Genomic DNA, 25,776 nt, shown 5'->3' with positions numbered 1-25,776 from the left:
GAAGGTGTTTTTATGGAAAATCAAAAAATTGACTATAAACTAAAAGTAAAAGAAAAAAAGAAAAGAAAAGTAAAGCGTAATAACAGAGCACTAAATATACTTACTTCTTTAATGTTCATAGGTTTTATTTCTATTGTAATTATTTTTAATATCCTTAAAGTAGATGAAACCTTCTCTGAAGAAGAAAATAGAACCCTTGCTACAATGCCTAAATTTACAATAAAAAGCTTCTTAAGTGGTGATTTCACAAAAGAATATACAAACTATGTAGAAGATAATTTTGCTGGAAAGAAAGGCTTTGTCAGCATTAAGTCTAATTTAGAAAAACTAGAAGGTAAAGATGAAAGTAACTCTATTTTTATTGGTAAGGATGGACAGCTATTTGAAAAATTTATAGAGGCATCACAGGAAGAAACTGATGCCAAAATAGCTGCAATAAACTCCTTTTATGAAAGATATAGCAATTTGAATATGAGCTTTATTCTGACACCTACAGCAACTAAAGTTCTTGAAGAAAAACTACCTAAATATGCTCCTAATGATGATGAGCTAGATTATATAAATAAGGTTTTTTCTGGATTAAATGATAATATTATTACCATAAACCCATATGAAGCTTTAAATCAAAATAAAGATGACTACCTCTTCTATAAAACAGATCATCACTGGACAAGTAAAGGAGCATATATCGCTTACACAGTAATGTGTGAAAAATTAGGCTTAACACCAAAGTCTATTGATGATTTTGATATTGTTAATGTTACTAATTCATTTTATGGTAGCCTATCCTCTAAAATAGGTACAAAAGGCAAAGTGTCAGATAGTATTGATGTATATATTCCTAAAGAATCTGATTTTGTTGTTAATTATGTAAGTGAACAAATCAAAAGTACAAGCCTCTTTGATAGTGAATACTTAGATAAAAAAGATAAGTATTGTGTGTTTAGTGGTGGAAATCATGCATTAATAAATATAAAAACCTTAGGTGATCCAAATAAGAAATTGTTAATCATTAAAGATTCCTATGCAAATTGCTTTCTACCTTTTTTAACATCTCACTACGGAGAAATTAATGTAGTTGATTTAAGATATTATTATGATGACTTAGACAAATTAATTGAAAATAAAGAAATAACAGATGTCTTGTTCTTATATAATTCTAATACATTTAATAGTGATGATTCTATATTAAATATTGAAAATTAAATTATTCCATTACTTAAAAAACTTTAACATTGGGAAACCTTTGTTAAAGTTTTTTCTTATAAGTACATAAAATCTTTTCCTAAAATATATACTAACAATATCTACTGTTAGTTTGAACGAGCTCTCACTTTTAAATCTTTATTTATAGGAGGAAAATATGAATAGTAAATATAGTGATTTATTTGATGATTTAGTTAAATCATATTATACAGGAAATTTTGATGAGACACTTAATATGATAATGACTTGTCATGATAAATCTCCACAAGAGACATTTAAAATTATCACTTCTCTTTGTGGTGTAGATATTCCTTTTGATAATAACTTTGTATATAACTTAAAAAAAGCTATAACTAACTATGCAGTAAATAAACGTATCGTATCTAAGCTTGAAGAATGTACTACTAACTGTACTCAAGATGAAAATCATAAATTTAGATGTCAAGCTACTTGCCCTTTTGACGCTATTAAATATGATGATAAAAAACACACCACTTATATAGATCAAAATACTTGCGTTGAATGTGGATTATGTGTAGATGCATGTAATGATGGTAAAATATTAGATAGAGTTGAATTTATACCTATTAAAGATCTTATAAATCATAATAAAACAGTAGTAGCTGCCGTAGCACCATCAATAATTGGTCAATTTGGTCCTAACGTAACAATGGATCAATTAAGAGCAGCTTTAATGAAAGTTGGTTTTACAGATATGCTTGAGGTCGCTTTTGCAGCTGATATGCTTACAATAAAAGAAGCTGTTGAATTTAATAAGCATGTTAATGGCCCTAATGACTTAATGATTACTTCATGTTGTTGTCCAATGTGGGTTGGAATGCTAAAGAAAGTTTATAAAGAATTAGTTCCTGACCTTTCTCCTTCAGTATCACCTATGGTTGCTGCAGGAAGAGTCATAAAAAAACTAAACAAAGATGCAAAAGTAGTCTTTATTGGCCCTTGCATAGCTAAAAAAGCTGAAGCTAAAGAAAAAGATATAGCCGGTGCTATAGATTTTGTATTAACATATCAAGAACTAGATTCAATATTTCAAATTTTAGATATACATCCTGAAGAACTCCAAGGTATTCCAAGTGTTGAGTACGCATCTAAAGGAGGCCGATTATACGGAAGAGCTGGGGGAGTTTCAGTTGCTATAAACGAAATGGTTGAAGAATTATATCCTAATAAAAGTGAGCACCTTAAAGCTGTTAAAGCTGATGGTGTAAAAGCTTGCAAAGAGCTATTGGATAAAGCTATGAAGGGTGAAATAGATGGTAACTTTATAGAAGGCATGGGTTGTATCGGCGGTTGTGTTGGTGGACCTAAAGTACTTATTCCTAAAGAAGAAGGTACAATGGCAACAAATAACTTTGCTTTTTATTCCCCTATAAAGATTGCTGCTCATAGCTCAACTCTAGATGATGTATTAGGAGAATTAGGCATAAACTCTCTAAAAGACTTTGAAGACGATGATAAAATATCAATACTTCATAGAACATTTTAAATAAAGTTTAAAGCACTTTGGTGAAAAGTTTGACTTCGTCAAAGGGGAAAATGTCACTGGCGTGACAGTGAAAATATTGCCTATAGCAATAGTGAAAAGTGTCTACATTAGTACCTTTCACTTTAACTTAAGTTAACTTTTCCCCGCTACGTTAGTAGCCTTTTCACTTCGATGAAGTCGACCTTTCACCTGTGAGCTTCGCGAACAATTTATTTCTATTTTCCTTCAATTTTGTTTAATATCTTTCTTAAATCTACTATCATTTCATCCATATCTTCTTCACTACAATTACTAAATATATTTTCAAAGCTACTACTCATATTACTCTTAAATGTATTAGCAAAATCTAATCCATTTTTAGAGAATTTTATATAAGTATTTCTCTTATCATCTTCTCTTTTTTCTTTTTCTAAGTAACCTAGTTTTTCTAGTCTTTGTACTATTCCCGAAACAGTACCTTTCGCTAAAGACATTTCTTTACAAAGCTCTGTAATAGTCATTTCTTTTTTGTGAGCAATTAATTGAATAACCATACATTGTTGATGAGTTAAGCCGCTCTCCCTAAGATTATCACTAATTATATTAGTAGTTTTCGAGTATAATTCCTTTATCATCATAGCAGCCCTAAACGCTTTGTTTTTTCTTTCCATAATATGTGTATCTCCCACTCTTTAAAGTAATACTACTTTTCCTAAATTGAACAAGTACATTGTTAGTTTAACTTCAATTTACTTATCTCTTCAAGCTTTTTTTCCTTAAATTCTTTACTTTTTCCATAAGACATAAGAATGGAATATCCTACTTCAATAGCAAAATATGTATTATCATCAATAAATATATCTACATTTTCATCTCCATATTGTATATTTCTAAGATATAGCTTTTGATTCATAAGTGTTAAATGAATAATTATATCTCTTACAATATGTATATCTCCTTCATCTTGCAAATATAATTTTCCTTCTTTGAGTAACATCTCATTATACCTTTTTACCTTTTCTTCAAGTTGTCTGATACCATCTTGTAATTTATAAGGAAATATATATTTATTTGCTATTATTACTATTAAAACTCCAACTATTACATATGCAATTCTATAAAGTAAAAGCTCATTTATATTATTACTTAATGAAGAAACCGATATAGATGCAATGGCTGCAAAAAGTGATATCTTATGATATTCCTTAAAGGCATAAAGTAAATATAATGATGCTATTAAAATTGCTATTGTCACAAATTTATTATCTATCAGATTTATAGCTACACCTGTAAATATTATAGCTATTGTATTTCCTACTACTCTATCTTTTGTCTTCTTTAATGTATCCTCGTAATACGGTTGTATCACTGACATAATAGTGATTATTGCCCATATTATTTTATAAAATCCTAAAATTTCTCCTACGAAAAGTGATAAAGTTAATGTTATAGCCATTCTCATGGCAAACTTAAATCTTATACTATCCTTTCTAAAGTATTCTTTAAAAGTATATCTAGTTTTATCTAGATAACTTCTTTGCCATTTTTCATATACCTTATTTATTTCTCTTCTATCTACTGCATTTAATGAATTAATATTTTTGCTTAAATTAATTAAAATAACTGATATTTCATATCCATACTTTGCTTCTTTAATATATTTATTTACATATCTATTTGTTTCGTTAACTACTTGTTCTACGTTTATATTTCCATTAGAAAATTTCTTGATTTGTTCTACCAAGCTAATTAACTCTTCAATCTCTCTCTTAGTTATATCCTTATGTGAATAACCTTCTTCAATCTTTCTTAGAAAAAGATTAAGATGTTCTATATCCATAAATATCTTAAACTGAATTTGCCCTAAATTAGTTGTAAGATAATCTTTATATCTAGATACATAAACTTTATACGCTAAAGCTCTCATAATATTTGTACACTCTAGCTCTTTCTTTTTAGTATAGTTACCTTCTAATATATCTTTTAAGCCTTCTGATATTAAGCTTAGCGCCTTATATATGCTCTTTCCTAAAAGGCTTTTTTCATTTATTTCATTAACTATTTTATTACATATTACTATAATCAAAACTCCAAATATTACTGATAAATATCTTGCTGGCATTTTATTTAGTGGTACCCATGCATATTGTGTAAATACATACAACATAATAAAAGGCTTATAAAATGTTGGGTCATATGGACTTGTTATAGTGTACATAATTAAAAATATACTTATAAAATTTATAAAAATTCCTATAAATATATTTAATCTTGAAATATAAGCTAATGTTACAATAATTAAATCTATTAATATTATCCTAATTGTTTTATTAAAAGTCTTTACCTTAAAATTTTGTCTCCCAAGTACCGCTGATGTTAAAGCTATAGGAAAAGCAAGCATTATATTCTTTTCACCAAAAAGAATTCCAACTCCAAACATAGTAAGTACTGCTATTGTTCCATTTTTCAACATACTATACGTATTAATCCCTTTAAACATATCTTTTTCTCCTCATAAGTTAACTTGATATAATTTAAAACATTTTATATTAACTATTATTAGCAAGTATCTCTATTTATTTTCATTCAGTTACAAGAATATATATTGCTTTTACTAAAAAACTCTAAAAAATTATATATTTTCGATATTTTTCCTCCATTTATGCCACACTTTCTCATATTTTGTATAAGATATAGTATATATAAATTCATTAAGGAAGGTTTAGTAAAAAAATGAAAATTAAAGACCCAAATTTAACTAATAATGAATATGCAAAAGCATGTATAGCACTTCAAAAATATGAAAATTTACTCTCAACTACTGAAGCTTTTAAGCTAGGTACAATATTTAGAGATCTTCGTAGCTCATATGAAGAAACTGAAACAGTAAAGAAATAGAGAGGTGAATATTATGTACGACAATCCATTAGTAATAGATATTATGAAATACATGTTTTATGCTGTAGATCTTAATTTATATTTAGATAACTTCCCTGAAAACTCAAAAGCCACAAAAGATTATAAAATGATTTCTGAAAAACTTGATTGTTTAATTCGTCAATACGAAGAAACTTATGGGCCATTGACTAACTTTGGTTCTTCTTCTATAGAAGACCCTGAAAAATGGACATCATGTCCTTGGCCTTGGGAAAATAAATAGGAGGAGAATATATTAATGTGGTATTACGTTAAAACATTGGAATATCCAATAAATTTAAAATCAAAAGATCTTAAAATGGCTAAATTTCTTGTTTCTCAATATGGTGGACCTGATGGTGAATTAAGCGCTGCCCTTAGATATTTAAATCAACGTTTTACAATGCCAACTTGTAAAGCAAAAGCCTTATTAACTGACATTGGTACAGAAGAAATGGCTCACGTTGAAATGATAGGAACTATGGTATATCAATTAATGTCAAATGCTACACTAGATGAATTAGTAGAGGCTGGTCTTGGTGGTCATTATACAGACCATGGAAGAGCTTTATTCTATACTGATGCAACTGGTAACCCTTGGACTGCAACTTATATTCAAGCTAAAGATGATGTAGTTGCTGATTTATACGAGGATATGGCTGCTGAACAAAAGGCAAGAGCAACATATGAGTGGCTGATTAACTTAACTGATGACCAAGAGATTAAAGAGATATTAAGATTTTTAAGAGAAAGGGAAGTTGTGCACTTCCAAAGATTTGGTGAAGCCTTAATGAATGTACAAGATCACTTCTCATCAAATCCAAATTACTGCTGCGAAAAAAGAACTATAGTAACTGCAGACGACTATATAAGATAATTGTTAATATATGCAAAAAGGAGCTGCTAAGTCAGCTCCTTTTTATATCCTTATGTAACACATTTTTTCTTTTTTCATATTATATATTATAAATTTTACAAAAGGAGATTGATTTTTATGAATACTGAAGAAAAAAAAGCCAATCCACTAAAGAGACTTGAATATGGAAGAGCTTATATCGTGCCTCAAAAATATGAAAATCTACTTTCACTTACTGCTGCTATAAAATCAGGAACAATTTTCAGGGACCTTATCCGTCCATATACTGAAACTGAATAAAAAGTGAGGTGATTAATTATGAGTGAAAATCCATTATTAGTTGAAATTATGAAATATATCTTTTATGCTGTTGAACTAAATTTATATTTAGATAATTTTCCAAATAACACAGAAGCTACAGAAGACTATAGAAATATATCTGCAAAATTAGATGAACTAGTTCGCAAATATGAGAAACAATACGGTCCATTAACCAACTTTGGCTCAGCTTCATATGAAAATCCTAAAGCTTGGGTAAACTGCCAATGGCCATGGGAAAATTAACAAAGGAGGAATAATTGAATGTGGTATTATGTAAAAACTTTAGAATATCCAATAAACCTACAGTCTAAAGACTTAAAAATGGCTAAATATCTTATGTCTCAATACGGTGGTCCTGATGGAGAGTTAAGTGCAGCCCTTAGATATTTAAATCAACGTTATACAATGCCTACTAATAAATCTAAAGCACTACTAACTGATATAGGTACTGAAGAAATGGCTCACGTTGAAATGATTGCTACTATGATTTATCAATTAATGTCTAATGCTACACTAGCTGAACTAGAAGATGCTGGACTTGGTGGACACTATGTAGACCATGGAAGAGCTTTATATTATGCTGATGCTCAAGGTAACCCTTGGACTGCAACTTATATTCAAGCCAAGGATGATGTAGTAGCAGACCTTCATGAAGATATGGCTGCTGAGCAAAAAGCAAGAGCAACTTATGAATGGTTAATTAATTTAACTGATGAAGAAGAAATTAAAGAAATTTTAAGATTTCTAAGACAAAGGGAAATTGTTCACTTCCAAAGATTTGGGGAGGCTTTAATGAATGTTCAAGACCATATAACACAAAACGGTTCTAAAGTATATTACCCTAAAAATGATATATGTTAATATAAATAACCTATAATTTGTTAGTTTTAATAGGTTATAATTTTCTCTAATAAATATCCGTATTTTATATCTATAAAATTATAAATTAAATTATATAAAGACAGATAACTCAAAAAAATAAGGGGGCTGTTTATTTCAGCTCCCTCCTCTACCGATTAACTCTTAATAATCACTTCCTGCTAAAGTTCCAGTTGAAAATGCAATCTGAAGATTAAATCCACCTGTTTCTGCATCAACGTCTATTACTTCTCCTGCAAAGTATAAGCCTTGAATAAGCTTAGATTCCATAGTTGAAGCATCTATTTCCTTAACTGCTACCCCTCCTGAAGTTACTTGTGCAGCCTTTATTGATAAAGTTTCTCTCACTGTAAGCTTCATTTCTTTTATAAATTCTATAAGTTTCATTTCATCTGCTTTTTTAAGCTCTGCTGCTTTAGTAGTAGTTAAGCCTAAGTTTTCTATAATCTCCTTTAAGAAGCTTTGAGTTAATAAACCTTTCATATTATTTAATACTGTCTTATTAGGGTTGCTTCTTATTAAGGCTGATATCTCTTCCTTACTCTTATCTTTTAAGAAATCTAATGTAACTTCTATTTCTCCATTTTCTAAAGCTTTATTTATATATGATGAAAGTATTAATACTCCTGGTCCTGATATACCAAAATGAGTAAATATCATATCCCCTGTTACTTCAATCTTTTTCTTCTTAACCTTAGCTCTAAATACTACATCTTTCATTGAAATACCTTGAAGTCTTTTTACAAATTCCTCTTTTATTACAAGAGGAACTAAAGCTGGATATAATTGATTAATCTTATGTCCATGTCTTTCTAAAACCTCAAACATGCTTCCATCTGACCCTGTCACTGGAAAGCTCTTTCCACCTGTAGTTATTATTACTTTATCTCCATATATTTTATTATTATCATCAGTTACTACACCTTTAATAATTCTGTCCTCTACTATTAAATCAGTAACCTGTTTATTGTATAAAATCTTTACTTTAGCTTTAGCTAAGTTATTTTTTAATAATTCTATAAAATCTTCTGCCTTATCACTACTTGTATATACTTTATTATGATTATCGTACTCTACCTTATATTCAAAGTTACATTCATCAAGATAAGCTAAAAGATCTTCATTAGTAAAGTTATAAAATGAACTATATAAAAACTTACTGTTATTTACTACTCTATTAAAGAATTCTTCAATATCTCTTTTATTTGTGATATTGCATCTTCCTCCACCAGTTAACTTAAGCTTTTTACCTATTTCATTATTTCTTTCTATTAATATAACATCATTATTCTTAGCTGCATTTAACGCTGCCATTATTCCTGCAGGCCCTGCTCCCACTACAATAACTTTTTTCTTATCCATCATTAGTTCCTCCAATATCCGACTACTTATAATTATTGCTTATACTTTTATTAATTATAACATTATGTTGATAAATTTCGTATTATAAAGAATTTTTATATGCATTTATTTGATTTTTTTGTTCATTTATCAAACTTAATCTTTTCTTAATTTAATTTTTTGTATTTATTTGGTAAAATAATTGTAACAAAATTTTCTAAAACATATTGCAAATAGTATTTAATACCATTATAATAGGTTATAATTTACTATATTATATTTTAAATTAAAGCATTATAAAATGTTTCAGGGGGTTAATAATGAAACTAGAAGTAAAAGAACTACGAAAAACTTTTGAAGATAATGAAGTTCTTCATGGAATTTCATTTTCAGTAGAAAGTGGAAAAGCATTAGGACTCTTAGGAAGAAATGGAGCAGGTAAAACTACCACTATACGTATTTTAATGGATGTATTTAAAGCAAACTCTGGTGAAATACTTATGGATGGTAGAAACTTCAACCCAAAAGATTTTCAAATTGGTTATCTGCCAGAAGAAAGAGGCCTATATCCAAAGAAAAAAGTTATGGAACAAATAGTGTACCTTGCTACTTTACGTGGCATGACTAAGAAGGAGGCAAAGGAAAGTACTCGAAAATGGCTTAATAGGCTTGGAGTTTCTGAATATGAAAACAGAAAGCTTGAAACCTTATCTAAAGGTAATCAGCAAAAGGTTCAGCTTGCTCAGACTCTTGTATGTAATCCAGACATAATAATATTAGACGAGCCATTCAGCGGTCTTGACCCTGTTAACTCTCAAATTCTTAAAGATGTTGTAAATGAACTTATTGCAGATAATAAACTTGTAATATTCTCAAGCCATCAAATGAGCTATGTTGAAGAATTCTGTGATGAGATTGCCATTATCAATAAAGGGGAAATTGTTTTAAGTGGTAATCTTAAAAATATTAAAAAGGATTTTGGTAAAAACAGACTTATATTAAGTGCTAATAATATGTCTTTAGAAGAACTTAGTAGCTTTGCTGCTAAAAATCTTGCTGACATAGTTAAAGTATATGAAACTAAGAAAAACTTTATAGTACTTGAATTATGTGATGGCAAGAGTAAAAATGACTTACTTCAAAAAATACTAACTACTGATATAGATATTGAAAAATTTGCAGAGTATGAGCCTACATTAACAGACATATTCGTATTAAAGGCAGGTGATGAATAATGAAAAAATTTCTTAATGTTTTAAGCTTTGAATTAACTAACTACTTTAAAAATAAAGGTTATATGATAACAACTATACTTATTTCTGCAATATTAATTATTGGATTATCACTGCCTTCTTTATTTGATTTATCAGGCCTTATACCTGGACTTTCTAAAAATAATGCTACCGTCGAAGAAAACCAAGGTGAAGATTCAGGTGTTATTGACTCAGATGGTGATGAGGAAAATGTTAATTATGTAATATTTGATAAAAGTGGACTTATAGCTGATGATAACTTTGAGCTTATTAAAAGCTACTTCCCTAATGCAAATTTTGAAAAAGTAACTAGTGAAGAGGATGCTGAAAAGCTGGTTAAAGATGGTTCTGCAAAAGCTGGTTTCGTTGTAGAAAGCGCAGTTAAATATTATTACTTAGTTGAAAATTCAAATTTTGCTGATATGAGCCAAATGACTTTTCAATCTGCTCTTGCTGCTATAAATCGTAAAGAGTATGCAGAAAAGGAAGGTATAGATTACCTTGAGCTTGAAACAATAGTTAATCTGCCAATAACATCAGAAACAACTGTTTTAGGTAAAGATGGTGCGGGCAACTTTGGATATGTTTATATCCTTGTCTTTGTAATTTATATGATGACAATTCTTTATGGTCAGCTTGTAGCAGTTTCTGTTACATCAGAAAAAAGCTCTAGAGCTATTGAAGTATTAGTTACAAGCACAAGTAGTACTAGCCTTATATTAGGCAAGGTAATTGCAGCAACACTTGCTAGTGTTATACAAGTTGGAGTAATGTTATCAGCAGGAGTTGTAACTTATGCTATAAATAGAGATGCTTGGAACGGTATGCTAGACGGCGTGCTTAAGATGCCTAGCGATATCCTAATTGCCTTTGCATTCTTCGGAGGAGTTGGTTACCTATTCTACTGCTTTATCTTTGGTGCTTTAGGTGCTTTAGTTTCTAAAACAGAAGATATAAGTTCAAGTATCGGATCTATTACTATGATATTTGTTATAGTATTCTTTATAAGCATGTTCGGAATGATGGGTAACGCTGACAGCTTAATCGTAAAAATAGCTTCTTTCGTTCCATTTAGTTCATCTATGACTATGCTTATCCGTATAGCTATGGGTACTGTATCTACTATAGAGATAATAATTTCATTTGTTATATTAGTATTATCTACTATAGCAGTTGCATGGGGAGCAATTAAAATCTATAGACTTGCAACTTTAAGATACGGAAACCCAATCAAATTAAAGAATGCCTTAAAGTGGCTAAAGAAGAAATAGCATTATCTAAAGACTAGCTTAATTATAGCGTTATAATGATTTTTACTCATTATAGCGCTATTTTTATATCCAATACCCAAAATATAGAATTTACAGTGCAACATATTGGATAATTATGTTAATATAATATTAACTACTAAGTTCATATTTGTATTATTTTATGTATTAAAATATAACATCAAAAAAGGGGGAGAATGTATGAACAACAATCTAAAGTTTATCCTAAAAGCAACAGGTATACATATTCTAACTTATATTTTATGCGGAATAATATTTTCTGTAGTATTTAATTATAATAGTTTATTTACTATGGATGGAGTAAATGGATTTATGAGAGAAGTTGGAGGTTTAAGTACCTTATTAGGACCTTTAGTGCAAGTTATTCGAGGAATATTATTTGGAGCAGTATTACTATTATTTAAAGATACCTTTATTGGTAAAAAATATGGTTGGTTAAAATTATGGGCTATATTAAGTATAATAGGAATAATAAACACACCTGGGCCTGCGCCATTTTCAATAGAAGGTATAGTGTATACTAAGTTGCCATTAGAGTTTCATTTAAAAGGAGCACCAGAAATCCTTATTCAAACATTATTATTTTCATATCTATTAGCAAAACCATCTAAAAAGAAAAAGATAAAATTAATAGAAGAGAACAAACATGAATTTGTTTCTACAATAGTTTGTATGGTGTTATTCTCATTATCTGGGATAGTATTAGCATTAATTAGAGGGATAAGTATTGAGTCTTCAATAGGTGATATAGGTGCTTTCGGAGTTATGTTTATAGCCGTAATATCTACATTTTTTATTTCAAAATATTATCCTAAAATGAAGAGTAAATTTAAAGACATCATAGTAATAGCTAGTTTATATTTTTTATTAGCAATTTTACCATACCTATATAATTTGATAACCAATTCTCCATTTAATACATGGTTAACTTTATTAGTAAATATAATACCAACAGGAGTACTTTGGTTTATTATAAAGTCAAATTATAAAATCAATAAGCAATTTAATAAGCAATGTTAAACTTAAGTTCATTAAATTTATAAACTAAAAGGGGGAGATTTTATGGAGCCATTAGTACCAGTAATCTTTTTGGGGTATTTTAATATTGCTTTGTATTTAGCTATTGCAGGTTTAGGCATATACATTTTAATACTTATAATAAAAGCTTTAAAAATTTATATTAAGAAAAATTCTTAATTTAATTATCAATAATCAATTTATTGAGCCAAGAGAAAGAAAAAGTTCTACCTTCAATGGTAGAACTTTTTTATAATTAGTATTACTTTTTCATTATATCTCTCTAGTTATTTCCTTTAAGAATACTTTTTCTTCATCATTTAAAAATGGTGCTAACTTGATATAAACTGTTTCGTGATAATTATTAAGCCAATTTATCTCATCCTTAGTAAGCATATCTTTGATAACAGCTCCTAAATCTATTGGACAGTATGATATTGTTTTAAAGCTATAAAAATCTCCAAACTCATTGGCTTCATCTTTAATTACTACTAATGTATTTTCAATTCTTATTCCATGCTTCCCTTCCTTGTAAACTCCAGGTTCATTAGTTAATATCATTCCTGGTTCAAGGACTACTGTATTTCCTGAAGGTCTGATTCCTTGTGGTCCTTCGTGTACACTAAGGAAGAATCCTACCCCATGGCCTGTTCCGCACTTATAATCTATTCCATGTTTCCATAGTGCTGCCCTAGCTAAAATATCTAAATGCATCCCTGTTGTGCCTTTTAAGAATTTAGCCATACTTAAGTCTATATGACCTTTTAGCACTAATGTATAATCTATCTTTTCCTCTTCTGTTAAGTCTCCCATAACAAAAGTTCTTGTTATATCTGTAGTTCCATCTAAGTATTGTCCACCTGAATCTACAAGGAATAATCCTTCTTCTTTTATTTCATAATCACTTTCCTCATTGGCTGAGTAATGCATCATAGCTGCATGGTCTTTATATCCAGCTATAGTTCCAAAGCTGTCTCCTTTTGCATTTATTCCTTCTGCTCTAAGGTTAGATAATTTTTCTGTAGCACTTAGTTCTGTAACCTTTATTTTACCTACACTCTCTTTTAGCCATTTTATGAATCTAACCATAGCAACACCATCTCTAACCTGACAGTTATCTAAGCTTGCTAGCTCTACGTAATTTTTTATAGCTTTTAATTCTGTAGTTATATTTGTTCCTTCTATTACTTTAACCTCTTTAGAAATAGCATTATATATCTCTGCATTTGTCTTTAATAAGTCAATAAATACTGATGTTTTTATATTTCTAACATCTTCGAATATATCGTCATAATTCTTAATCTTCACGCCTTCATAATTTAAATTACGGATTATTTCATCTGTAACCTTTTTCTTATCAATATATAATGTAGCTGCATCTTGAGATATTAAAGCATAAGCTAGAGCAACAGGATTAAACTTCACATCATTTCCTCTTATGTTAAAAGTCCATGCTATATCATCAAGAGATGATAAAATAAAGTTATCAGCTTTTAACTCAGACATTCTCTTTCTTATTCTTAATATTTTTTCTCTTGCACTTTCCCCACTGAACATTACATTATGTAAAAATATCTTCTCCTTAGGTAATTCTGGTCTGTCATTCCATACATGATTTAATAAATCATGTTCTAAGTTTATTTTAAAATTATTCTCTTCTGCTATCTCTAATAACTTCTTATATGCACTTGCTGCATAACAATTTCCGCAAATACCTAAAGTTTCATTTTCTTTAACATTTTCCTTGATATATTCTTCTAAAGTAGGATATCCCGCTGTGGCAATCTTCATTAATTCTATTCCTGAACCTTTAAGTTCATTTTCAGCTTGAATAAAGTATCTACCATCTGTCCATAATTTAGCCTTATCAGAAGATACTAAAAGAGTTCCAGCTGAACCTGTAAATCCTGAAATATAAGCTCTTCCCTTATAATAATCTGCTACATACTCACTTTGATGTGGATCATTACTAGTTATAATATAATGATCTATATTATTATTTTTCATAATGGTTCTTAATTTATTAACTATTTTCATATATATCTCCTTATCACATATCTCTAAAAACTTTTATATTACTAAGTGTAACAAAAATGTGAATATAAAGAAATATAGAATTATATTTATCTTTTATTGCTCATATTGTAATCAATTTTGCTATTACATTTAACTACTAATTTTAAATTTTTTGTTAACTTTTCTTTAATGGTATGGTATTATTATGAATAAAAACATAATTTTATGTTATTTACAAGGAGGGGATATTGTGAAAATAAAATCATCTTACAAAAAGATATTTCAAATTTTACTAATATCTATAATTTTATTTATAGCTTTAAAAGAATTCTATTCAATGTTAACAACAATTGATATGAACTTATTTTATATTTATGCAGACGAGTTAACTCTTAGTAAATTATTAATAGTTTTAGTTCTAGGCTTAATTTCCTACCTACCATTATCTTTTTATGATTTATTATTAAGAAAACGAGTGAATATAAATCTTAAGTTAACTCAACTATACAAATACTCGTGGATTGCCAGCTCTATAGCCAATGTCGTTGGTCTTGGTGGTAGTACAGCTTTAATACTTAAGAGTCATTTTTACTCAAAATATACTGATGATAAAAAGAAGCTTACAAAAATATTATCAAAGATAGTACTATTTAACCTTAGTGGCTTTGCTATGGTATGTTTTGTTTTTTCTATTTCAAATATATTAAAAGGTAACTTTTCAGGTTTTACAAATATTGCGGCTTTTATAATATCGCTTTATATTCCAGTTGTTTTAACTATATTAATTCGTAAATACTTAAAAACAAAGGATTCTGGCGAATTCTTATTTTCAATTAATATATGTTTAATATCTGTCTCTGAATGGATAACTACCATTATACTTATATACGGGTTAATGTTTATACTTAATATATCTATCAATCCTTTAGATTTCTTATCAGTTTATGTATCAGCAATTATAGTTGCTGTGATTAGTATGACTCCTGGCGGTATAGGAACATTTGATTTAGCTTTATTACTTGGACTTGGTAATTATGGTGTTCCTTCAGAACAAGTACTTTTATTAATACTTCTATATAGAATAAGCTATTATTTGATACCTATGTTAATTGGAATGATTCTGTATAGCTTTGAATTATGTAGAGATTTAAGCTCAAAAGTAAGAACTCTATTAAAAGATATGTTAGCTGTATCTTCTCACTTTATTTTATTATTAATACTTTTACTTATACCTATATGGATATTGATGCCTATCATAAAAGTATCAATAATCCCTACTAAGATTATCTATTTATTTAATAAAGTTGTTCAAAAATTACTAAACCTTGGCTTAAAGCTACCTATAATAAGCTTAAGTAAAGCTGTATAAATTGTGGACTAGCTTTAAATTAAGAACTGTTTATTACAATATTAAGTTTATACCAACACCAAATGTTAAATATCAGTTTTATTATTCTTTAATCATACATAATAAATAATAATTTTACTTTATTAGACAACATAAGTTGATCTCTTGAATAGTATATATTGTAAAAACAAATGATAGGAGATGACGTTATGTATAACAGAGGTTGTTGTAATTATGGACGTAATAACTGTTGCGGTGGTTGTGGCAATAGATGTGGTGGCTGGGGTAATAACTGCTACGGCTGTGGTGGCTGGGGTAACGGCTTCGGTTGCGGTTTCGGTGGCGGTTGGGGTTTAATCCCACTAATACTTTTATTTGGGTTCTGGTAATATAATGCTTAGCTTTTTATAGAAATGCTTCTTTCTATAAAATAAATATTTAGCTCTATAAAAAATTTAATAATAACTTAACTAAATTAATCTGTCCTTATTAGGATAAAAAAAGCCTTAGGCATTGAGTTATAAAACTTGTGCCTAAGGTTTTTTCTTCGTTTATACAAATAATATTTAAAATAAAAAAAGATAACTGAATTCACAGTTACCTTTTATTTGGAGCGGGTAGTGGGAATCGAACCCACCTTTCCAGCTTGGAAGGCTGGAGTATTACCGATATACGATACCCGCAAATTATGGTGGAAACAACAGGGATCGAACCTGTGACCCTCTGCTTGTAAGGCAGATGCTCTCCCAGCTGAGCTATGCTTCCCAGTTGGTGACTCACCGGGGAATCGAACCCCGGACACCTTGATTAAAAGTCAAGTGCTCTACCGACTGAGCTAGTGAATCACAGTGGTGCGTGTTAAGAGATTCGAACTCCTGGCCCACGCCTTAGAAGGGCGTTGCTCTATCCAGCTGAGCTAAACACGCATCATAACTATTTGTACTTTTCCTAAGCACAAATAGTATAATATATTATTTTAGCCAAATGGTCAATACCTATTTTAAATGTAATTTTTACCATTAACCATTTTATTATGACTCAATCAAAAATAATATGGCAATTACACTAACTCAATATATAATTAAAAAAGCAATAAGCTTATTGCCATAACTGCCATACCAGCTACCATTCCATATATAGATAAATGATGTTCCCCATACTCTCTAGCTGCTGGTAATAATTCATCTAAAGATATAAATATCATTATTCCTGCAACCATTGAAAATACAATTCCAAGAACTCCCTCACTCATAAATGGTCGTAAAAGTGTATATCCAATAATTGCTCCTAAAGGCTCAGTTAATCCAGAAGCAAAAGAATATACAAAAGCTTTTTTTCTACTTCCTGTAGCATAAAATATTGGTACTGATACTGCAATTCCTTCTGGAATATTATGAATGGCTATTGCAAATGCTATAGGAATAGCTATTGTAGTATCTTGCATTGCAGACATAAAATTTGCAATTCCCTCTGGAAAATTATGCAGTGCTAATGCAACTGCTGTAAATAATCCCATTCTCATTAAGTTTGACCTGCTTGTATTACAACTTTCAGAATTTTTATCCATATCTTCAACTTTCTTTATTTCATGAGGATTTTCTGGTGAAGGTATTATCTTATCTATTATACCTATAAGTAACATTCCTCCAAAAAAAGCTAATACGGTAATCCATTTTCCTAGTGTATCTCCATAAAAACTTACTAATGAAATTCTAGCATCTTGATATATCTCAACCAACGATACATAAATCATTACTCCTCCAGAGAATCCTAATGAAATTGCTAAAAATTTATTATTAGTTTTCTTCGTAAGTAAAGCAATTAAACTTCCTATACCAGTAGACAATCCTGCAAGTAAAGTCAAACCAAAAGCAAATATTACTCCCATACCTATTATGCTCCTTTTTTTCATCTAATGATATTGTAATTCAATTACTATTATTTGTAAATAATTTCCTTTTAATAAATTTTTATATTACTCTTTTTTAAAATTATTTATTATTTCAATAATATTCTATTTGATAATAGTTATTATTAAATATATAATATTATTAAATATTTTTACTGAAAGGATTTATATATATGGAAACAAAAGAATTAAAAGATAAAAAAGAAACTGTTGAGATTCAAGCACCTCAAAAAATTAAATACCAATGCCTACATACAGAAGAGGCAAAAGAATGTACTTGTATTAGAAGTAAAGGATTAGTTCTAAAAAAATAGATTCATTCAATAAATACAAAAATGAGGATGTAATTTTAACATCCTCATTTTTTAAATACATTTTTAATTGCTATTGAGCTGATTTTGCAGCTTGGATTACTCCATTGATGTATCCAGCAGTATCTGCAAGAGTTGCTCCTGTTACAGCATCTGTAACTTCTTCGTTTGTTTTAGCAGTAACTTCTTCTAATTCTGATACTGTCTTTCCATCAACGAATTCTTGGATAGCATTTAAGTTATCAGCAAACTTAACAGTTGATCCTGCTTTTTCAGCCATAGTTGCTGAGTATGCATCACTGTTTTGACGTTTTGAAGCTAAAACTTTTCCTTCAACTACGTTATCTGCTAATCCTTCAGTGCTGTTTGCAACACCTGTAGTTCCATCAGCAGCCATGAATTGGTATTCATCTATGTATGATAAAACAACCTTATCATTGTCAGTTAATGCTGAAACTACTGCAAAAGCTTTTGTTCCGTGAGCTGCTGCGTAAACTTGAGATAATTTTAAATCTTCAAGGTTTCCAGCAAATTCTACACCTGTAGTTCCTTCTGCTTGCTTAGCAGCTTCTAATACAGCTTTGATGTATCCTGCAGTATCTGCAAGAGTTGCTCCTGTTACAGCATCTGTAACTTCTTCTGCTGACTTATTGTTAACTAAGTCTTCTAATTCAGAAATCTTCTTACCTTTTACGAAGTCTTGGATAGCTACAAGGTTGTCTGTGTACTTAACAGTTGACCCTGCTTTTTCAGCTAGAGATGCTGAGTATGTTTCATTGTTTTCACGCTTTGAAGCTAAAACTTTACCTTCAGCTATGTTGTCAGCCATACCTTCGCTGTTTACAATTCCAGTTGCTGAATCAGCACTCATGTATTGGAATTCATCGATGTATGCATCAACAATTTCATCTCCGTTAACTACTGCAGTAACCATAGCAAATGCTTTTGTTCCGTGAGCAGCAAAGTTAGTTTGTCCAATTTTTAATGTTACTTTTTCTGCTGATGCTTCTTGTTGAGTATTGTTTCCTCCATTAGAAGTAGCACTTTGACATCCTACCATTCCAACTACTAAAGCAGCAGCTAAACATAATCCAATTATCTTTTTTGCTTTCATCTGTAAACCCCCTAAAATAAATTAAATTATATTTTATATCTACATGTTAATTATAAGTTTGTAATTCTTCCTAGTCAAGAATAATTATTAGTTAACAATTCCTTTCCAATTCTTCTATATTTTTGTTAAATAATCTTTATTTTCAATTTATTATATTAAATAGAAAAGGCTTGTTTCTATGGTATAAAAACAAACCTTTTATTAACTATAAAATTTTCTCAAAAGCTACTCTCTTGCTTCCATCTTCTAAATAAATCACTCCACAATACTGAAAACCATTTTTCTTAAGCATCTTCTGCATAGAAAGATTATCTTCATGTGTATCAGCCTTTATACTGTGTACATCTTCCTTAGCAGAAAGCTCCTCAACTTGCTTTATAATTTCACGTGCTACTCCTAATCCTTTATAATTATTATCAACTGCTATTCTATGAATAGTTGCATATTTACCATTGTTAATCCAGCTTCCTTCATAAATAGAATTATATGTAGGTTCACCATTAAAAGAAAGTGCTGTTGTAGCAATGATATTATTATCCTTTACTAAAACATAACTCTCACCATTCTCTATATCATTATGTATTGTATCAGCGTTAGGATAATTATTCTGCCATTGATCAATTCCCTCTAATTTAAAGTATTCTTGTGCTTGTTTGATAATATTCATTATACTATTTATATCATTTATATCTGATTTTCTTAATATCATTTTTATTCTCCTTTGTTTCATCTATATAATAATTTAATGTTTCTCAATTTTCACTACTTTATAATCCTAAAATCCAGAAATAGTCCTCACCTTTGTTCCCTTTATTAATCCAGCTTCTTACCTTTTCAAAAAATTCTTCTATAGAAATATTTTCATTATTCTCTTCCCTGCAAAGCCTCTCAATTTCATTCCACTGATATATTCTAACCTTTTGAGGTCCATAATACGCATATTCAGGAAATACCTTATCAAAATATGGACTTAGTATCTTAATTCCATCTTCATCATCATTAAAATACAATGAATCCTCTGACCAATGCCTTTCAGGATAAGAATGAGCATATGCTATTTCATAAGTATCTCCACCTGTTACCATCTCTTTAGTAAACACCTTTAATTCTGACATAACTTCTCCTTATATAATAGTTTAATATACTTACTTCAATATTTTATAATTATTCTTATTTCTCTATCAATTTATATTATAACACTCTCCTCAGTGGTTATCTTTTTTAACTAAGACTTTTAAAAAATTTTTTAACATCTAACTATTATCTTTCAGTGTATTTTTATAAATTTTAAGTATACTAATTATGGAAAGGAGTTGATTAAAATCAAAAAATTTATATTTACTTTGTTAGTTGCACTTTCCATTTTTACAACAACTGCATATGCAGAGCCTAAAACTAAAATACTTAAAGAAGGTATCTATAAACAGGAAACTTTCAAGAGTATTAATGCTGATTTTAGAAACATTTCTTCAACTACTATGACTGTAATAGTACTCGTCCCAGGCGAATATTTAAGATTATATACTGACTTAAGGACTAATGCTGTAACATCTACTAAACTAATAGGTAAAGATGATGTTATTATTGTTATTGGTAATGGAGAAGTAGTTTTTGAGTATGATACTTTAGAATAATGCTTTTATGAATCTACTTATGATATCTAGAAAGCTTTTAATAAATTTGGACTATTAAAAAATGTCTATTTTTATTATAAAATTAAATGCCATCATATTAAAATTTATCCTTTAATAAATACATAGAAAAAGTGCAACCTCATAAAGAGATTGCACTAAATTTTACTTTATATTAGCTTTTCACCTATTAAAGGCATTAAGCATATTTCTCTTCTTTATCAGAAGTTTTTTCTACAACTGATTCATCTGTATCAACATCAAGTTCTGCTTTACCAGTATATAATTGATAGTATCTACCCTTTTCTTCTAATAAAGAGTCGTGGTTTCCTCTTTCAATTATTTCACCTTGTTCAAGAACCATTATTGCCTTAGAGTTCTTAATAGTTGAAAGTCTGTGTGCTATAACAAATACAGTTCTTCCTTCCATTAACTTATCCATACCTTCTGCAATAAGCTTTTCTGTTCTTGTATCTATTGAACTTGTAGCTTCGTCCATTATAAGAACTGGTGGGTTTGCAACCGCTGCTCTAGCTATTGCAAGTAATTGTCTTTGACCTTGAGATAAACCTTCTCCGTCACCAGTTATAACTGTGTCATATCCGTGTGGTAAATGCTTGATGAAAGTATGAGCATTTGCAAGCTTAGCTGCAGCCTTAACTTCTTCATCTGTAGCCTTTAAGTTACCGTATCTTATATTGTCTGCAATAGTTCCTGTGAATAGATGTGTATCTTGAAGAACTATTCCAAGAGATCTTCTTAAATCATCCTTCTTGATGTCCTTAACGTCTATTCCATCATAAGTAATAGTTCCTGAATTAATTTCATAGAATCTATTTATTAAGTTAGTTATTGTTGTCTTACCAGCACCAGTTGATCCTACGAAGGCAATCTTTTGACCTGGTTTTGCAAATAGGCTGATGTTCTTTAATACTGTCTTTTCTTCATTGTATCCAAAGACTACGTCCTTAAATCTAACATCTCCAGTAAGTTCTCTAAGCTCAAATCCGTCAACTATAGTAGTTCTATAAATTCCTGCTAAGTTTCCATCAATATCAGCTGCAACTTCATTAACTGGAATCTTCCATGCCCAGTGACCTGTATATTCTTCAGTTTCTTCTAAGTTTCCATTAGCATCAATTCTTACTCTAGCTAAAGTAACTTGCCCATTATCAACTTCAACTTCTTCATCTAAAGCTGCAAATATTCTTTCAGCACCAGCAAGAGCTGCTAAAATCATATTTACTTGTTGTGAAACTTGAGCTATTGGGTTAGATACCTGCTTTGTATATTGAAGATAAGATACAAGTGAACCTATATCAAACATTCCTGCAATAGTAAGTAATCCACCTGCACAGCAAGTAACCGCATAATTTATATGAGAAAGGTTACCAAGCATAGGCATCATAAATCCAGCAAAAGTTTGAGCTCCTGTTGAAGCTTTTCTTAACTCTTCATTATGCTTCTTAAAGTCTTCAATAGCTTTGTCTTCATGACAGAATACCTTAATAACCTTTTGTCCTTCTATCATTTCTTCAACATAACCATTTAATTTACCTATATTCTTTTGTTGTAATCCAAAGTAATATCCACTCTTTGACCCAACCTTCTTAACTAAGAACATCATTAAAGCTAAGAATGAAACTGTTATTATGCACATTACAGGACTTAAAACTATCATCATTATAATAGTTCCTATAAAAGTAAGTCCTGAAGCTAAAATATTAGTAAAACTGTTATTTAAAGCTTCATTTACACTATCAATATCGTTAGTATAAAGACTCATTAAGTCTCCATGAGTATTTCTATCGAAATATTTAAGTGGAAGATCTTGCATCTTATTAAATAAGTCTCTTCTTATTTCACTTACAGTCTTTTGTGATATATGAACCATAATTCTTGCATATCCATAAGCTGCACATGCACCAAGTAAGAAAATACTTCCTAGTAATACAAGCATCTTAGCAAGTCCTGTAAAATCACCTGGTAATATATAATTATTAACTAATGGCTTTAAGAAATATGAACCTGATACCATAGCAACAGAGTTTAGAACTACAAGAACCATTACTAAAAATAATAATCCCTTATGCTTACCTACATATTTTAATAAAGTTTTTATGGTCTTTTTCATATTCTTTGGCTTTGGACCACCTGGTCCTCTTTTACCACCTGGTCCCATCATTCCTGGACCGCCTTTAGGCATTTTTTCCTTACTCACGTAAACCCACCCCTTCCTGTTGAGATTTGTATACATCTTTATAAATTTCACTACTTTCCATTAACTCATCATGAGTTCCGATAGCACTTATCTTACCATCATCTAAAACTATAATCTTATCTGCTTCACATACAGATACAACTCTTTGAGCAATTATAATCTTTGTAGTATCCTTTAAATCTTCAGCAAATGCTTTTCTAATCTTAGCATCTGTTGCTGTATCTACTGCACTTGTACTATCATCTAATATAATAACCTTAGGATTTTTAAGAAGTGCTCTAGCAATACAAAGTCTTTGCTTTTGTCCACCAGATACGTTAACTCCACCTTGTTCGATATGCATATCATATCTTCCTGGTAATCTATCTATAAACTCACTTACACAAGATGCTGTAGCTGCTGCTTCAATTTCAGCTTCTGTAGCTTCTGCATTACCCCATCTTAAGTTTTCATTTATACTTCCAGAGAATAAAGTGTTCTTTTGAAGAACCATAGCAACTTCATTTCTTAAAGTTTCTATGTCATAATCCTTAACATTAACTCCACCTAAATAAACTTCACCTTCTGTAACATCATAAAGTCTTGGTATAAGTTGAACTAAGCTTGTCTTACCTGAACCTGTAGAACCAATGATACCAACAGTTTCACCTGACTTAATAGTGATGTTTATATTATCTAAGTTGTTTTCTTCACTATCATCTTCATACTTGAAGTTTACATTTCTAAATTCGATATCTCCATTTTTAACTTCCATTACTGGATTTTCTGGATTCTTAATATCTGATTCTTCTTCTAAAACTTCTATTATACGCTCTGCTGATGCAACTGATCTAGAAATCATCATAAGAACCATTGCAATCATCATAAGAGACATTAATATTTGGAATGAATATGTCATAAAGCTTGTAAGCTTACCTACTGTTAATGTACCTGCATTAACCATATGACCACCAAACCAAAGTATACCTATAATACTAGCAAATACAACACCTTGCATTATTGGCATATTTAAAACTACAAGTCCAAATGCTCCTTCAGCTGACTTAACTAAATCATCATTAGCAGTCTTAAACTTTTCTTTTTCCTTCTTAGCTCTAACAAATGATTTAACAACTCTGATACCAATTAAGTTTTCTTGAACTATAGTGTTCATATTATCAATCTTCTTTTGCATAGCCTCGAATCTTGGTCTAACTGCTTTTATAATAAGTCCGATTGAAATAACTAAAATCGGCATAGATACTAAGAATATCATTGCAAGCTGTGGACTTATTGTAACTGATAATATACAAGCACATATAAGCATCATAGGTGCTCTTACAAGTAACTTAATTCCCATTGTAACTGAGTTTTGTATAGTAGTTACATCAGTTGTTAAACGAGTAATAAGTGATGCTGTACTAAACTTTTCAATATTCTTAAATGAATATCCTTGAATCTTTACATACTCAGCTTCTCTTAACTCAGCTCCGAAGCCTTGTCCAGCTTCTGCTGCAAACTTAGATAATCCAAGCCCGAATGATAGTGATATTAATGCCATCCCTACCATAAGTAATCCCATCTTAATCGTGTACCAGCTATTACCAGTAGTTATACCGATATCAACTATATTTGCCATTACTAATGGGATTAATAATTCAAATATAGCTTCTAATGCTGCACACATTACCCCTAAAATTAAAGGAGTTTTGTACTTCTTCATATACGGAAGTAATTTCTTAACCATCTAATTCACCTCTTTTTAACTAATTTTGAACTTCACTTTTAAATATATTTGCTGATTATAATAATGCTACTTTTAAACTTTTTCTATTTCTCACTAAATTTCTCTAACAGTGAAGCCCTTTTATAGTAAGTTCTATATATTCATATAAAACCTTTATAACAATAAATTAACACTAAAATTTCTTATATAGCAAGCTATATATAAGCTTATAAAAGAACTATTCATCCATATTATCAATAACTTTATTTAATAAGGTTCTTAAAGTATTCAATTCCTCTTCAGTCATATCCTTAGTTAATTTCTTTTCAATATAATTAACTCCAAAATCCATACATTCATGAATTACATCCAGACCTTTATCAGTTAATGTAAGACACTTATATCTAGCATCCTCAGAACTTGGAATCCTCTTTATCATTTCCTTCTCTTCCAATCTCTTAAGTATACCTGTAACTGTGGGATTACTTAAATCTAGTTCTCTCTCAATATCTTTTTGAAAAACATCCTTTGAATGTTCCTGCATCCTAAATATACTCCACATCACTTTTTCTTGAGTTGCAGTTAAATTAAATCTAATCAAATTTTTATTAATAGCCTTTTTGATCCTATTATCAACTAATTTAATAAGAAGACCTATGTCATTTCTTCTCTTGCACTTCTTCATAGTACCCTCCCTAAATACATAGCATACTATGTATATTATAATCTCTATATTATTAAAGTCAATTAGTAATGTTACAACTAAAATGTTAACTATTTTTGAACACTTCCAAACTAAGCCAATGATAACATTTACTAGTGGATAATTTTTTTATTTTTTATCGAAAAATGTAACAAGAAAATCAACGATATAAAAAATCGAATTAATAGAAATTTTTAAACTTTAGGAGGAATTTAAAATGAGAAACAATAAATATGATGTAGTAACAAATATAT

27 protein-coding genes and 4 tRNA genes are annotated in these 25,776 nt (G+C 29.7%); 16 read left to right on the top strand and 15 right to left on the bottom strand.

Annotation, left to right across the window (positions count from 1 at the left end):
* Positions 1 to 12 precede the first annotated feature (12 nt).
* Positions 13 to 1,206, top strand: coding sequence for a DHHW family protein (locus LQE93_RS09925; protein ID WP_231073370.1), 1,194 nt, complete (start codon positions 13 to 15; stop codon positions 1,204 to 1,206).
* Positions 1,207 to 1,363: 157 nt separating this feature from the next.
* Complete coding sequence (locus tag LQE93_RS09920) at positions 1,364 to 2,713, top strand: [Fe-Fe] hydrogenase large subunit C-terminal domain-containing protein (RefSeq protein WP_231073368.1); 1,350 nt, start codon at positions 1,364 to 1,366, stop codon at positions 2,711 to 2,713.
* Between the two features lie 215 nt (positions 2,714 to 2,928).
* Here LQE93_RS09920 and LQE93_RS09915 read toward each other — a convergent pair whose 3' ends face one another.
* Both LQE93_RS09915 and LQE93_RS09910 read right to left on the bottom strand, forming a co-directional pair.
* The gene (locus tag LQE93_RS09915) at positions 2,929 to 3,363 is read right to left on the bottom strand and encodes a MarR family winged helix-turn-helix transcriptional regulator (protein ID WP_055264613.1); all 435 of its coding nucleotides are present in this window, start codon (positions 3,361 to 3,363) and stop codon (positions 2,929 to 2,931) included.
* 62 nt (positions 3,364 to 3,425) lie between these two features.
* Positions 3,426 to 5,192 carry an FUSC family protein gene (locus tag LQE93_RS09910; protein WP_231073367.1) on the bottom strand — a complete coding sequence of 589 codons (1,767 nt, stop codon included), beginning with the start codon at positions 5,190 to 5,192 and terminating at the stop codon, positions 3,426 to 3,428.
* A gap of 233 nt (positions 5,193 to 5,425) precedes the next feature.
* Between LQE93_RS09910 and LQE93_RS09905 the strand changes: the two genes are divergently transcribed.
* From LQE93_RS09905 to LQE93_RS09880, 6 genes are all read left to right on the top strand, one after another.
* Positions 5,426 to 5,590, top strand: a complete 165-nt coding sequence (locus LQE93_RS09905; protein WP_148315745.1) for a spore coat associated protein CotJA — start codon at positions 5,426 to 5,428, stop codon at positions 5,588 to 5,590.
* Between the two features lie 13 nt (positions 5,591 to 5,603).
* A complete protein-coding gene (locus tag LQE93_RS09900; protein ID WP_055264612.1) occupies positions 5,604 to 5,852 on the top strand; it encodes a spore coat protein CotJB in 249 nt (82 codons plus the stop codon).
* A 15-nt stretch (positions 5,853 to 5,867) separates the two neighbouring features.
* A complete protein-coding gene (locus LQE93_RS09895) occupies positions 5,868 to 6,485 on the top strand; it encodes a manganese catalase family protein (protein ID WP_055264611.1) in 618 nt (205 codons plus the stop codon).
* A gap of 117 nt (positions 6,486 to 6,602) precedes the next feature.
* Positions 6,603 to 6,764: a spore coat associated protein CotJA gene (locus LQE93_RS09890; protein ID WP_084758968.1), complete on the top strand. Its 162-nt coding sequence runs from the start codon at positions 6,603 to 6,605 to the stop codon at positions 6,762 to 6,764.
* Between the two features lie 18 nt (positions 6,765 to 6,782).
* On the top strand, positions 6,783 to 7,028 hold the full coding sequence (locus tag LQE93_RS09885) for a spore coat protein CotJB (RefSeq protein ID WP_055264610.1): 246 nt from the start codon (positions 6,783 to 6,785) through the stop codon (positions 7,026 to 7,028).
* Positions 7,029 to 7,046: 18 nt separating this feature from the next.
* A complete protein-coding gene (locus tag LQE93_RS09880) occupies positions 7,047 to 7,646 on the top strand; it encodes a manganese catalase family protein (RefSeq protein WP_055264609.1) in 600 nt (199 codons plus the stop codon).
* Between the two features lie 162 nt (positions 7,647 to 7,808).
* Here LQE93_RS09880 and LQE93_RS09875 read toward each other — a convergent pair whose 3' ends face one another.
* The gene (locus LQE93_RS09875) at positions 7,809 to 9,026 is read right to left on the bottom strand and encodes an NAD(P)/FAD-dependent oxidoreductase (RefSeq protein ID WP_231073366.1); all 1,218 of its coding nucleotides are present in this window, start codon (positions 9,024 to 9,026) and stop codon (positions 7,809 to 7,811) included.
* 299 nt (positions 9,027 to 9,325) lie between these two features.
* Here LQE93_RS09875 and LQE93_RS09870 point away from each other — a divergent pair, with 299 nt between their 5' ends.
* From LQE93_RS09870 to LQE93_RS16810, 4 genes are all read left to right on the top strand, one after another.
* Positions 9,326 to 10,240, top strand: coding sequence for an ABC transporter ATP-binding protein (locus LQE93_RS09870; protein ID WP_231073360.1), 915 nt, complete (start codon positions 9,326 to 9,328; stop codon positions 10,238 to 10,240).
* Positions 10,240 to 11,529, top strand: a complete 1,290-nt coding sequence (locus tag LQE93_RS09865; protein ID WP_231073358.1) for an ABC transporter permease — start codon at positions 10,240 to 10,242, stop codon at positions 11,527 to 11,529. Before LQE93_RS09870 ends, LQE93_RS09865 begins: the two co-directional genes overlap by 1 nt.
* Positions 11,530 to 11,727: 198 nt before the next feature.
* Complete coding sequence (locus LQE93_RS09860) at positions 11,728 to 12,567, top strand: hypothetical protein (protein ID WP_055264605.1); 840 nt, start codon at positions 11,728 to 11,730, stop codon at positions 12,565 to 12,567.
* A 42-nt stretch (positions 12,568 to 12,609) separates the two neighbouring features.
* Positions 12,610 to 12,744, top strand: a complete 135-nt coding sequence (locus LQE93_RS16810; RefSeq protein ID WP_269144363.1) for a hypothetical protein — start codon at positions 12,610 to 12,612, stop codon at positions 12,742 to 12,744.
* A 93-nt stretch (positions 12,745 to 12,837) separates the two neighbouring features.
* On the opposite strand, the gene LQE93_RS09855 is transcribed toward LQE93_RS16810, so the two are convergent.
* Positions 12,838 to 14,601, bottom strand: a complete 1,764-nt coding sequence (locus LQE93_RS09855; protein WP_231073357.1) for an aminopeptidase P family protein — start codon at positions 14,599 to 14,601, stop codon at positions 12,838 to 12,840.
* Between the two features lie 229 nt (positions 14,602 to 14,830).
* Here LQE93_RS09855 and LQE93_RS09850 point away from each other — a divergent pair, with 229 nt between their 5' ends.
* Together LQE93_RS09850 and LQE93_RS09845 are read left to right on the top strand one after the other, a co-directional pair.
* Complete coding sequence (locus LQE93_RS09850; RefSeq protein WP_055264603.1) at positions 14,831 to 15,949, top strand: lysylphosphatidylglycerol synthase domain-containing protein; 1,119 nt, start codon at positions 14,831 to 14,833, stop codon at positions 15,947 to 15,949.
* 188 nt (positions 15,950 to 16,137) lie between these two features.
* Complete coding sequence (locus tag LQE93_RS09845; protein ID WP_148315744.1) at positions 16,138 to 16,317, top strand: hypothetical protein; 180 nt, start codon at positions 16,138 to 16,140, stop codon at positions 16,315 to 16,317.
* Positions 16,318 to 16,537: 220 nt separating this feature from the next.
* On the opposite strand, the gene LQE93_RS09840 is transcribed toward LQE93_RS09845, so the two are convergent.
* The 5 genes from LQE93_RS09840 to zupT all read right to left on the bottom strand — a co-directional run bounded on the left by LQE93_RS09840 (position 16,538) and on the right by zupT (position 17,816).
* Positions 16,538 to 16,611: transfer RNA gene (locus LQE93_RS09840), tRNA-Gly, on the bottom strand.
* 6 nt (positions 16,612 to 16,617) lie between these two features.
* Positions 16,618 to 16,693: transfer RNA gene (locus LQE93_RS09835), tRNA-Val, on the bottom strand.
* 4 nt (positions 16,694 to 16,697) lie between these two features.
* Positions 16,698 to 16,773, bottom strand: a tRNA-Lys gene (locus tag LQE93_RS09830).
* Positions 16,774 to 16,777: 4 nt separating this feature from the next.
* Positions 16,778 to 16,854, bottom strand: a tRNA-Arg gene (locus LQE93_RS09825).
* A gap of 155 nt (positions 16,855 to 17,009) precedes the next feature.
* The gene (gene zupT / locus LQE93_RS09820; protein WP_055264602.1) at positions 17,010 to 17,816 is read right to left on the bottom strand and encodes a zinc transporter ZupT; all 807 of its coding nucleotides are present in this window, start codon (positions 17,814 to 17,816) and stop codon (positions 17,010 to 17,012) included.
* A 194-nt stretch (positions 17,817 to 18,010) separates the two neighbouring features.
* Between zupT and LQE93_RS09815 the strand changes: the two genes are divergently transcribed.
* Positions 18,011 to 18,151, top strand: a complete 141-nt coding sequence (locus LQE93_RS09815; protein WP_172675745.1) for a hypothetical protein — start codon at positions 18,011 to 18,013, stop codon at positions 18,149 to 18,151.
* A 70-nt stretch (positions 18,152 to 18,221) separates the two neighbouring features.
* On the opposite strand, the gene LQE93_RS09810 is transcribed toward LQE93_RS09815, so the two are convergent.
* The 3 genes from LQE93_RS09810 to LQE93_RS09800 form a co-directional block, all read right to left on the bottom strand.
* Positions 18,222 to 19,262, bottom strand: a complete 1,041-nt coding sequence (locus tag LQE93_RS09810; RefSeq protein WP_055264601.1) for a hypothetical protein — start codon at positions 19,260 to 19,262, stop codon at positions 18,222 to 18,224.
* Positions 19,263 to 19,467: 205 nt separating this feature from the next.
* Complete coding sequence (locus LQE93_RS09805) at positions 19,468 to 19,971, bottom strand: GNAT family N-acetyltransferase (protein ID WP_055264600.1); 504 nt, start codon at positions 19,969 to 19,971, stop codon at positions 19,468 to 19,470.
* A gap of 58 nt (positions 19,972 to 20,029) precedes the next feature.
* Positions 20,030 to 20,377, bottom strand: coding sequence for a hypothetical protein (locus LQE93_RS09800; RefSeq protein ID WP_055264599.1), 348 nt, complete (start codon positions 20,375 to 20,377; stop codon positions 20,030 to 20,032).
* A gap of 198 nt (positions 20,378 to 20,575) precedes the next feature.
* Between LQE93_RS09800 and LQE93_RS09795 the strand changes: the two genes are divergently transcribed.
* Entirely contained in the window at positions 20,576 to 20,896 is a 321-nt protein-coding gene (locus LQE93_RS09795; protein WP_172675744.1) for a hypothetical protein, read from the top strand.
* Between the two features lie 196 nt (positions 20,897 to 21,092).
* On the opposite strand, the gene LQE93_RS09790 is transcribed toward LQE93_RS09795, so the two are convergent.
* From LQE93_RS09790 to LQE93_RS09780, 3 genes are all read right to left on the bottom strand, one after another.
* Positions 21,093 to 23,078 carry an ABC transporter ATP-binding protein gene (locus tag LQE93_RS09790; protein WP_186839538.1) on the bottom strand — a complete coding sequence of 662 codons (1,986 nt, stop codon included), beginning with the start codon at positions 23,076 to 23,078 and terminating at the stop codon, positions 21,093 to 21,095.
* Between the two features lie 28 nt (positions 23,079 to 23,106).
* Positions 23,107 to 24,840, bottom strand: coding sequence for an ABC transporter ATP-binding protein (locus LQE93_RS09785; RefSeq protein WP_055264597.1), 1,734 nt, complete (start codon positions 24,838 to 24,840; stop codon positions 23,107 to 23,109).
* A gap of 217 nt (positions 24,841 to 25,057) precedes the next feature.
* A complete protein-coding gene (locus LQE93_RS09780) occupies positions 25,058 to 25,504 on the bottom strand; it encodes a MarR family winged helix-turn-helix transcriptional regulator (RefSeq protein WP_055264596.1) in 447 nt (148 codons plus the stop codon).
* Positions 25,505 to 25,776: the final 272 nt, after the last annotated feature.

This window comes from Clostridium sp. NSJ-145 (assembly GCF_021044725.1).
GTDB classification, from domain to species: Bacteria; Bacillota; Clostridia; order Clostridiales; family Clostridiaceae; genus Clostridium; species Clostridium disporicum_B.
This window is presented reverse-complemented; position numbering and strand designations above follow the sequence as displayed.

What these genes read in the sequence shown, in the direction of transcription:
- LQE93_RS09925 (WP_231073370.1), top strand. Translation starts at nt 13, where the DNA reads ATGGAAAATCAAAAAATTGACTATAAACTAAAAGTAAAAGAAAAAAAG.
- LQE93_RS09920 (WP_231073368.1), top strand. Translation starts at nt 1,364, where the DNA reads ATGAATAGTAAATATAGTGATTTATTTGATGATTTAGTTAAATCATAT.
- LQE93_RS09915 (WP_055264613.1), bottom strand. Translation starts at nt 3,363, where the DNA reads ATGGAAAGAAAAAACAAAGCGTTTAGGGCTGCTATGATGATAAAGGAA.
- LQE93_RS09910 (WP_231073367.1), bottom strand. Translation starts at nt 5,192, where the DNA reads ATGTTTAAAGGGATTAATACGTATAGTATGTTGAAAAATGGAACAATA.
- LQE93_RS09905 (WP_148315745.1), top strand. Translation starts at nt 5,426, where the DNA reads ATGAAAATTAAAGACCCAAATTTAACTAATAATGAATATGCAAAAGCA.
- LQE93_RS09900 (WP_055264612.1), top strand. Translation starts at nt 5,604, where the DNA reads ATGTACGACAATCCATTAGTAATAGATATTATGAAATACATGTTTTAT.
- LQE93_RS09895 (WP_055264611.1), top strand. Translation starts at nt 5,868, where the DNA reads ATGTGGTATTACGTTAAAACATTGGAATATCCAATAAATTTAAAATCA.
- LQE93_RS09890 (WP_084758968.1), top strand. Translation starts at nt 6,603, where the DNA reads ATGAATACTGAAGAAAAAAAAGCCAATCCACTAAAGAGACTTGAATAT.
- LQE93_RS09885 (WP_055264610.1), top strand. Translation starts at nt 6,783, where the DNA reads ATGAGTGAAAATCCATTATTAGTTGAAATTATGAAATATATCTTTTAT.
- LQE93_RS09880 (WP_055264609.1), top strand. Translation starts at nt 7,047, where the DNA reads ATGTGGTATTATGTAAAAACTTTAGAATATCCAATAAACCTACAGTCT.
- LQE93_RS09875 (WP_231073366.1), bottom strand. Translation starts at nt 9,026, where the DNA reads ATGGATAAGAAAAAAGTTATTGTAGTGGGAGCAGGGCCTGCAGGAATA.
- LQE93_RS09870 (WP_231073360.1), top strand. Translation starts at nt 9,326, where the DNA reads ATGAAACTAGAAGTAAAAGAACTACGAAAAACTTTTGAAGATAATGAA.
- LQE93_RS09865 (WP_231073358.1), top strand. Translation starts at nt 10,240, where the DNA reads ATGAAAAAATTTCTTAATGTTTTAAGCTTTGAATTAACTAACTACTTT.
- LQE93_RS09860 (WP_055264605.1), top strand. Translation starts at nt 11,728, where the DNA reads ATGAACAACAATCTAAAGTTTATCCTAAAAGCAACAGGTATACATATT.
- LQE93_RS16810 (WP_269144363.1), top strand. Translation starts at nt 12,610, where the DNA reads ATGGAGCCATTAGTACCAGTAATCTTTTTGGGGTATTTTAATATTGCT.
- LQE93_RS09855 (WP_231073357.1), bottom strand. Translation starts at nt 14,601, where the DNA reads ATGAAAATAGTTAATAAATTAAGAACCATTATGAAAAATAATAATATA.
- LQE93_RS09845 (WP_148315744.1), top strand. Translation starts at nt 16,138, where the DNA reads ATGTATAACAGAGGTTGTTGTAATTATGGACGTAATAACTGTTGCGGT.
- zupT (WP_055264602.1), bottom strand. Translation starts at nt 17,816, where the DNA reads ATGGGAGTAATATTTGCTTTTGGTTTGACTTTACTTGCAGGATTGTCT.
- LQE93_RS09815 (WP_172675745.1), top strand. Translation starts at nt 18,011, where the DNA reads ATGGAAACAAAAGAATTAAAAGATAAAAAAGAAACTGTTGAGATTCAA.
- LQE93_RS09810 (WP_055264601.1), bottom strand. Translation starts at nt 19,262, where the DNA reads ATGAAAGCAAAAAAGATAATTGGATTATGTTTAGCTGCTGCTTTAGTA.
- LQE93_RS09805 (WP_055264600.1), bottom strand. Translation starts at nt 19,971, where the DNA reads ATGATATTAAGAAAATCAGATATAAATGATATAAATAGTATAATGAAT.
- LQE93_RS09800 (WP_055264599.1), bottom strand. Translation starts at nt 20,377, where the DNA reads ATGTCAGAATTAAAGGTGTTTACTAAAGAGATGGTAACAGGTGGAGAT.
- LQE93_RS09790 (WP_186839538.1), bottom strand. Translation starts at nt 23,078, where the DNA reads ATGATGGGACCAGGTGGTAAAAGAGGACCAGGTGGTCCAAAGCCAAAG.
- LQE93_RS09785 (WP_055264597.1), bottom strand. Translation starts at nt 24,840, where the DNA reads ATGGTTAAGAAATTACTTCCGTATATGAAGAAGTACAAAACTCCTTTA.
- LQE93_RS09780 (WP_055264596.1), bottom strand. Translation starts at nt 25,504, where the DNA reads ATGAAGAAGTGCAAGAGAAGAAATGACATAGGTCTTCTTATTAAATTA.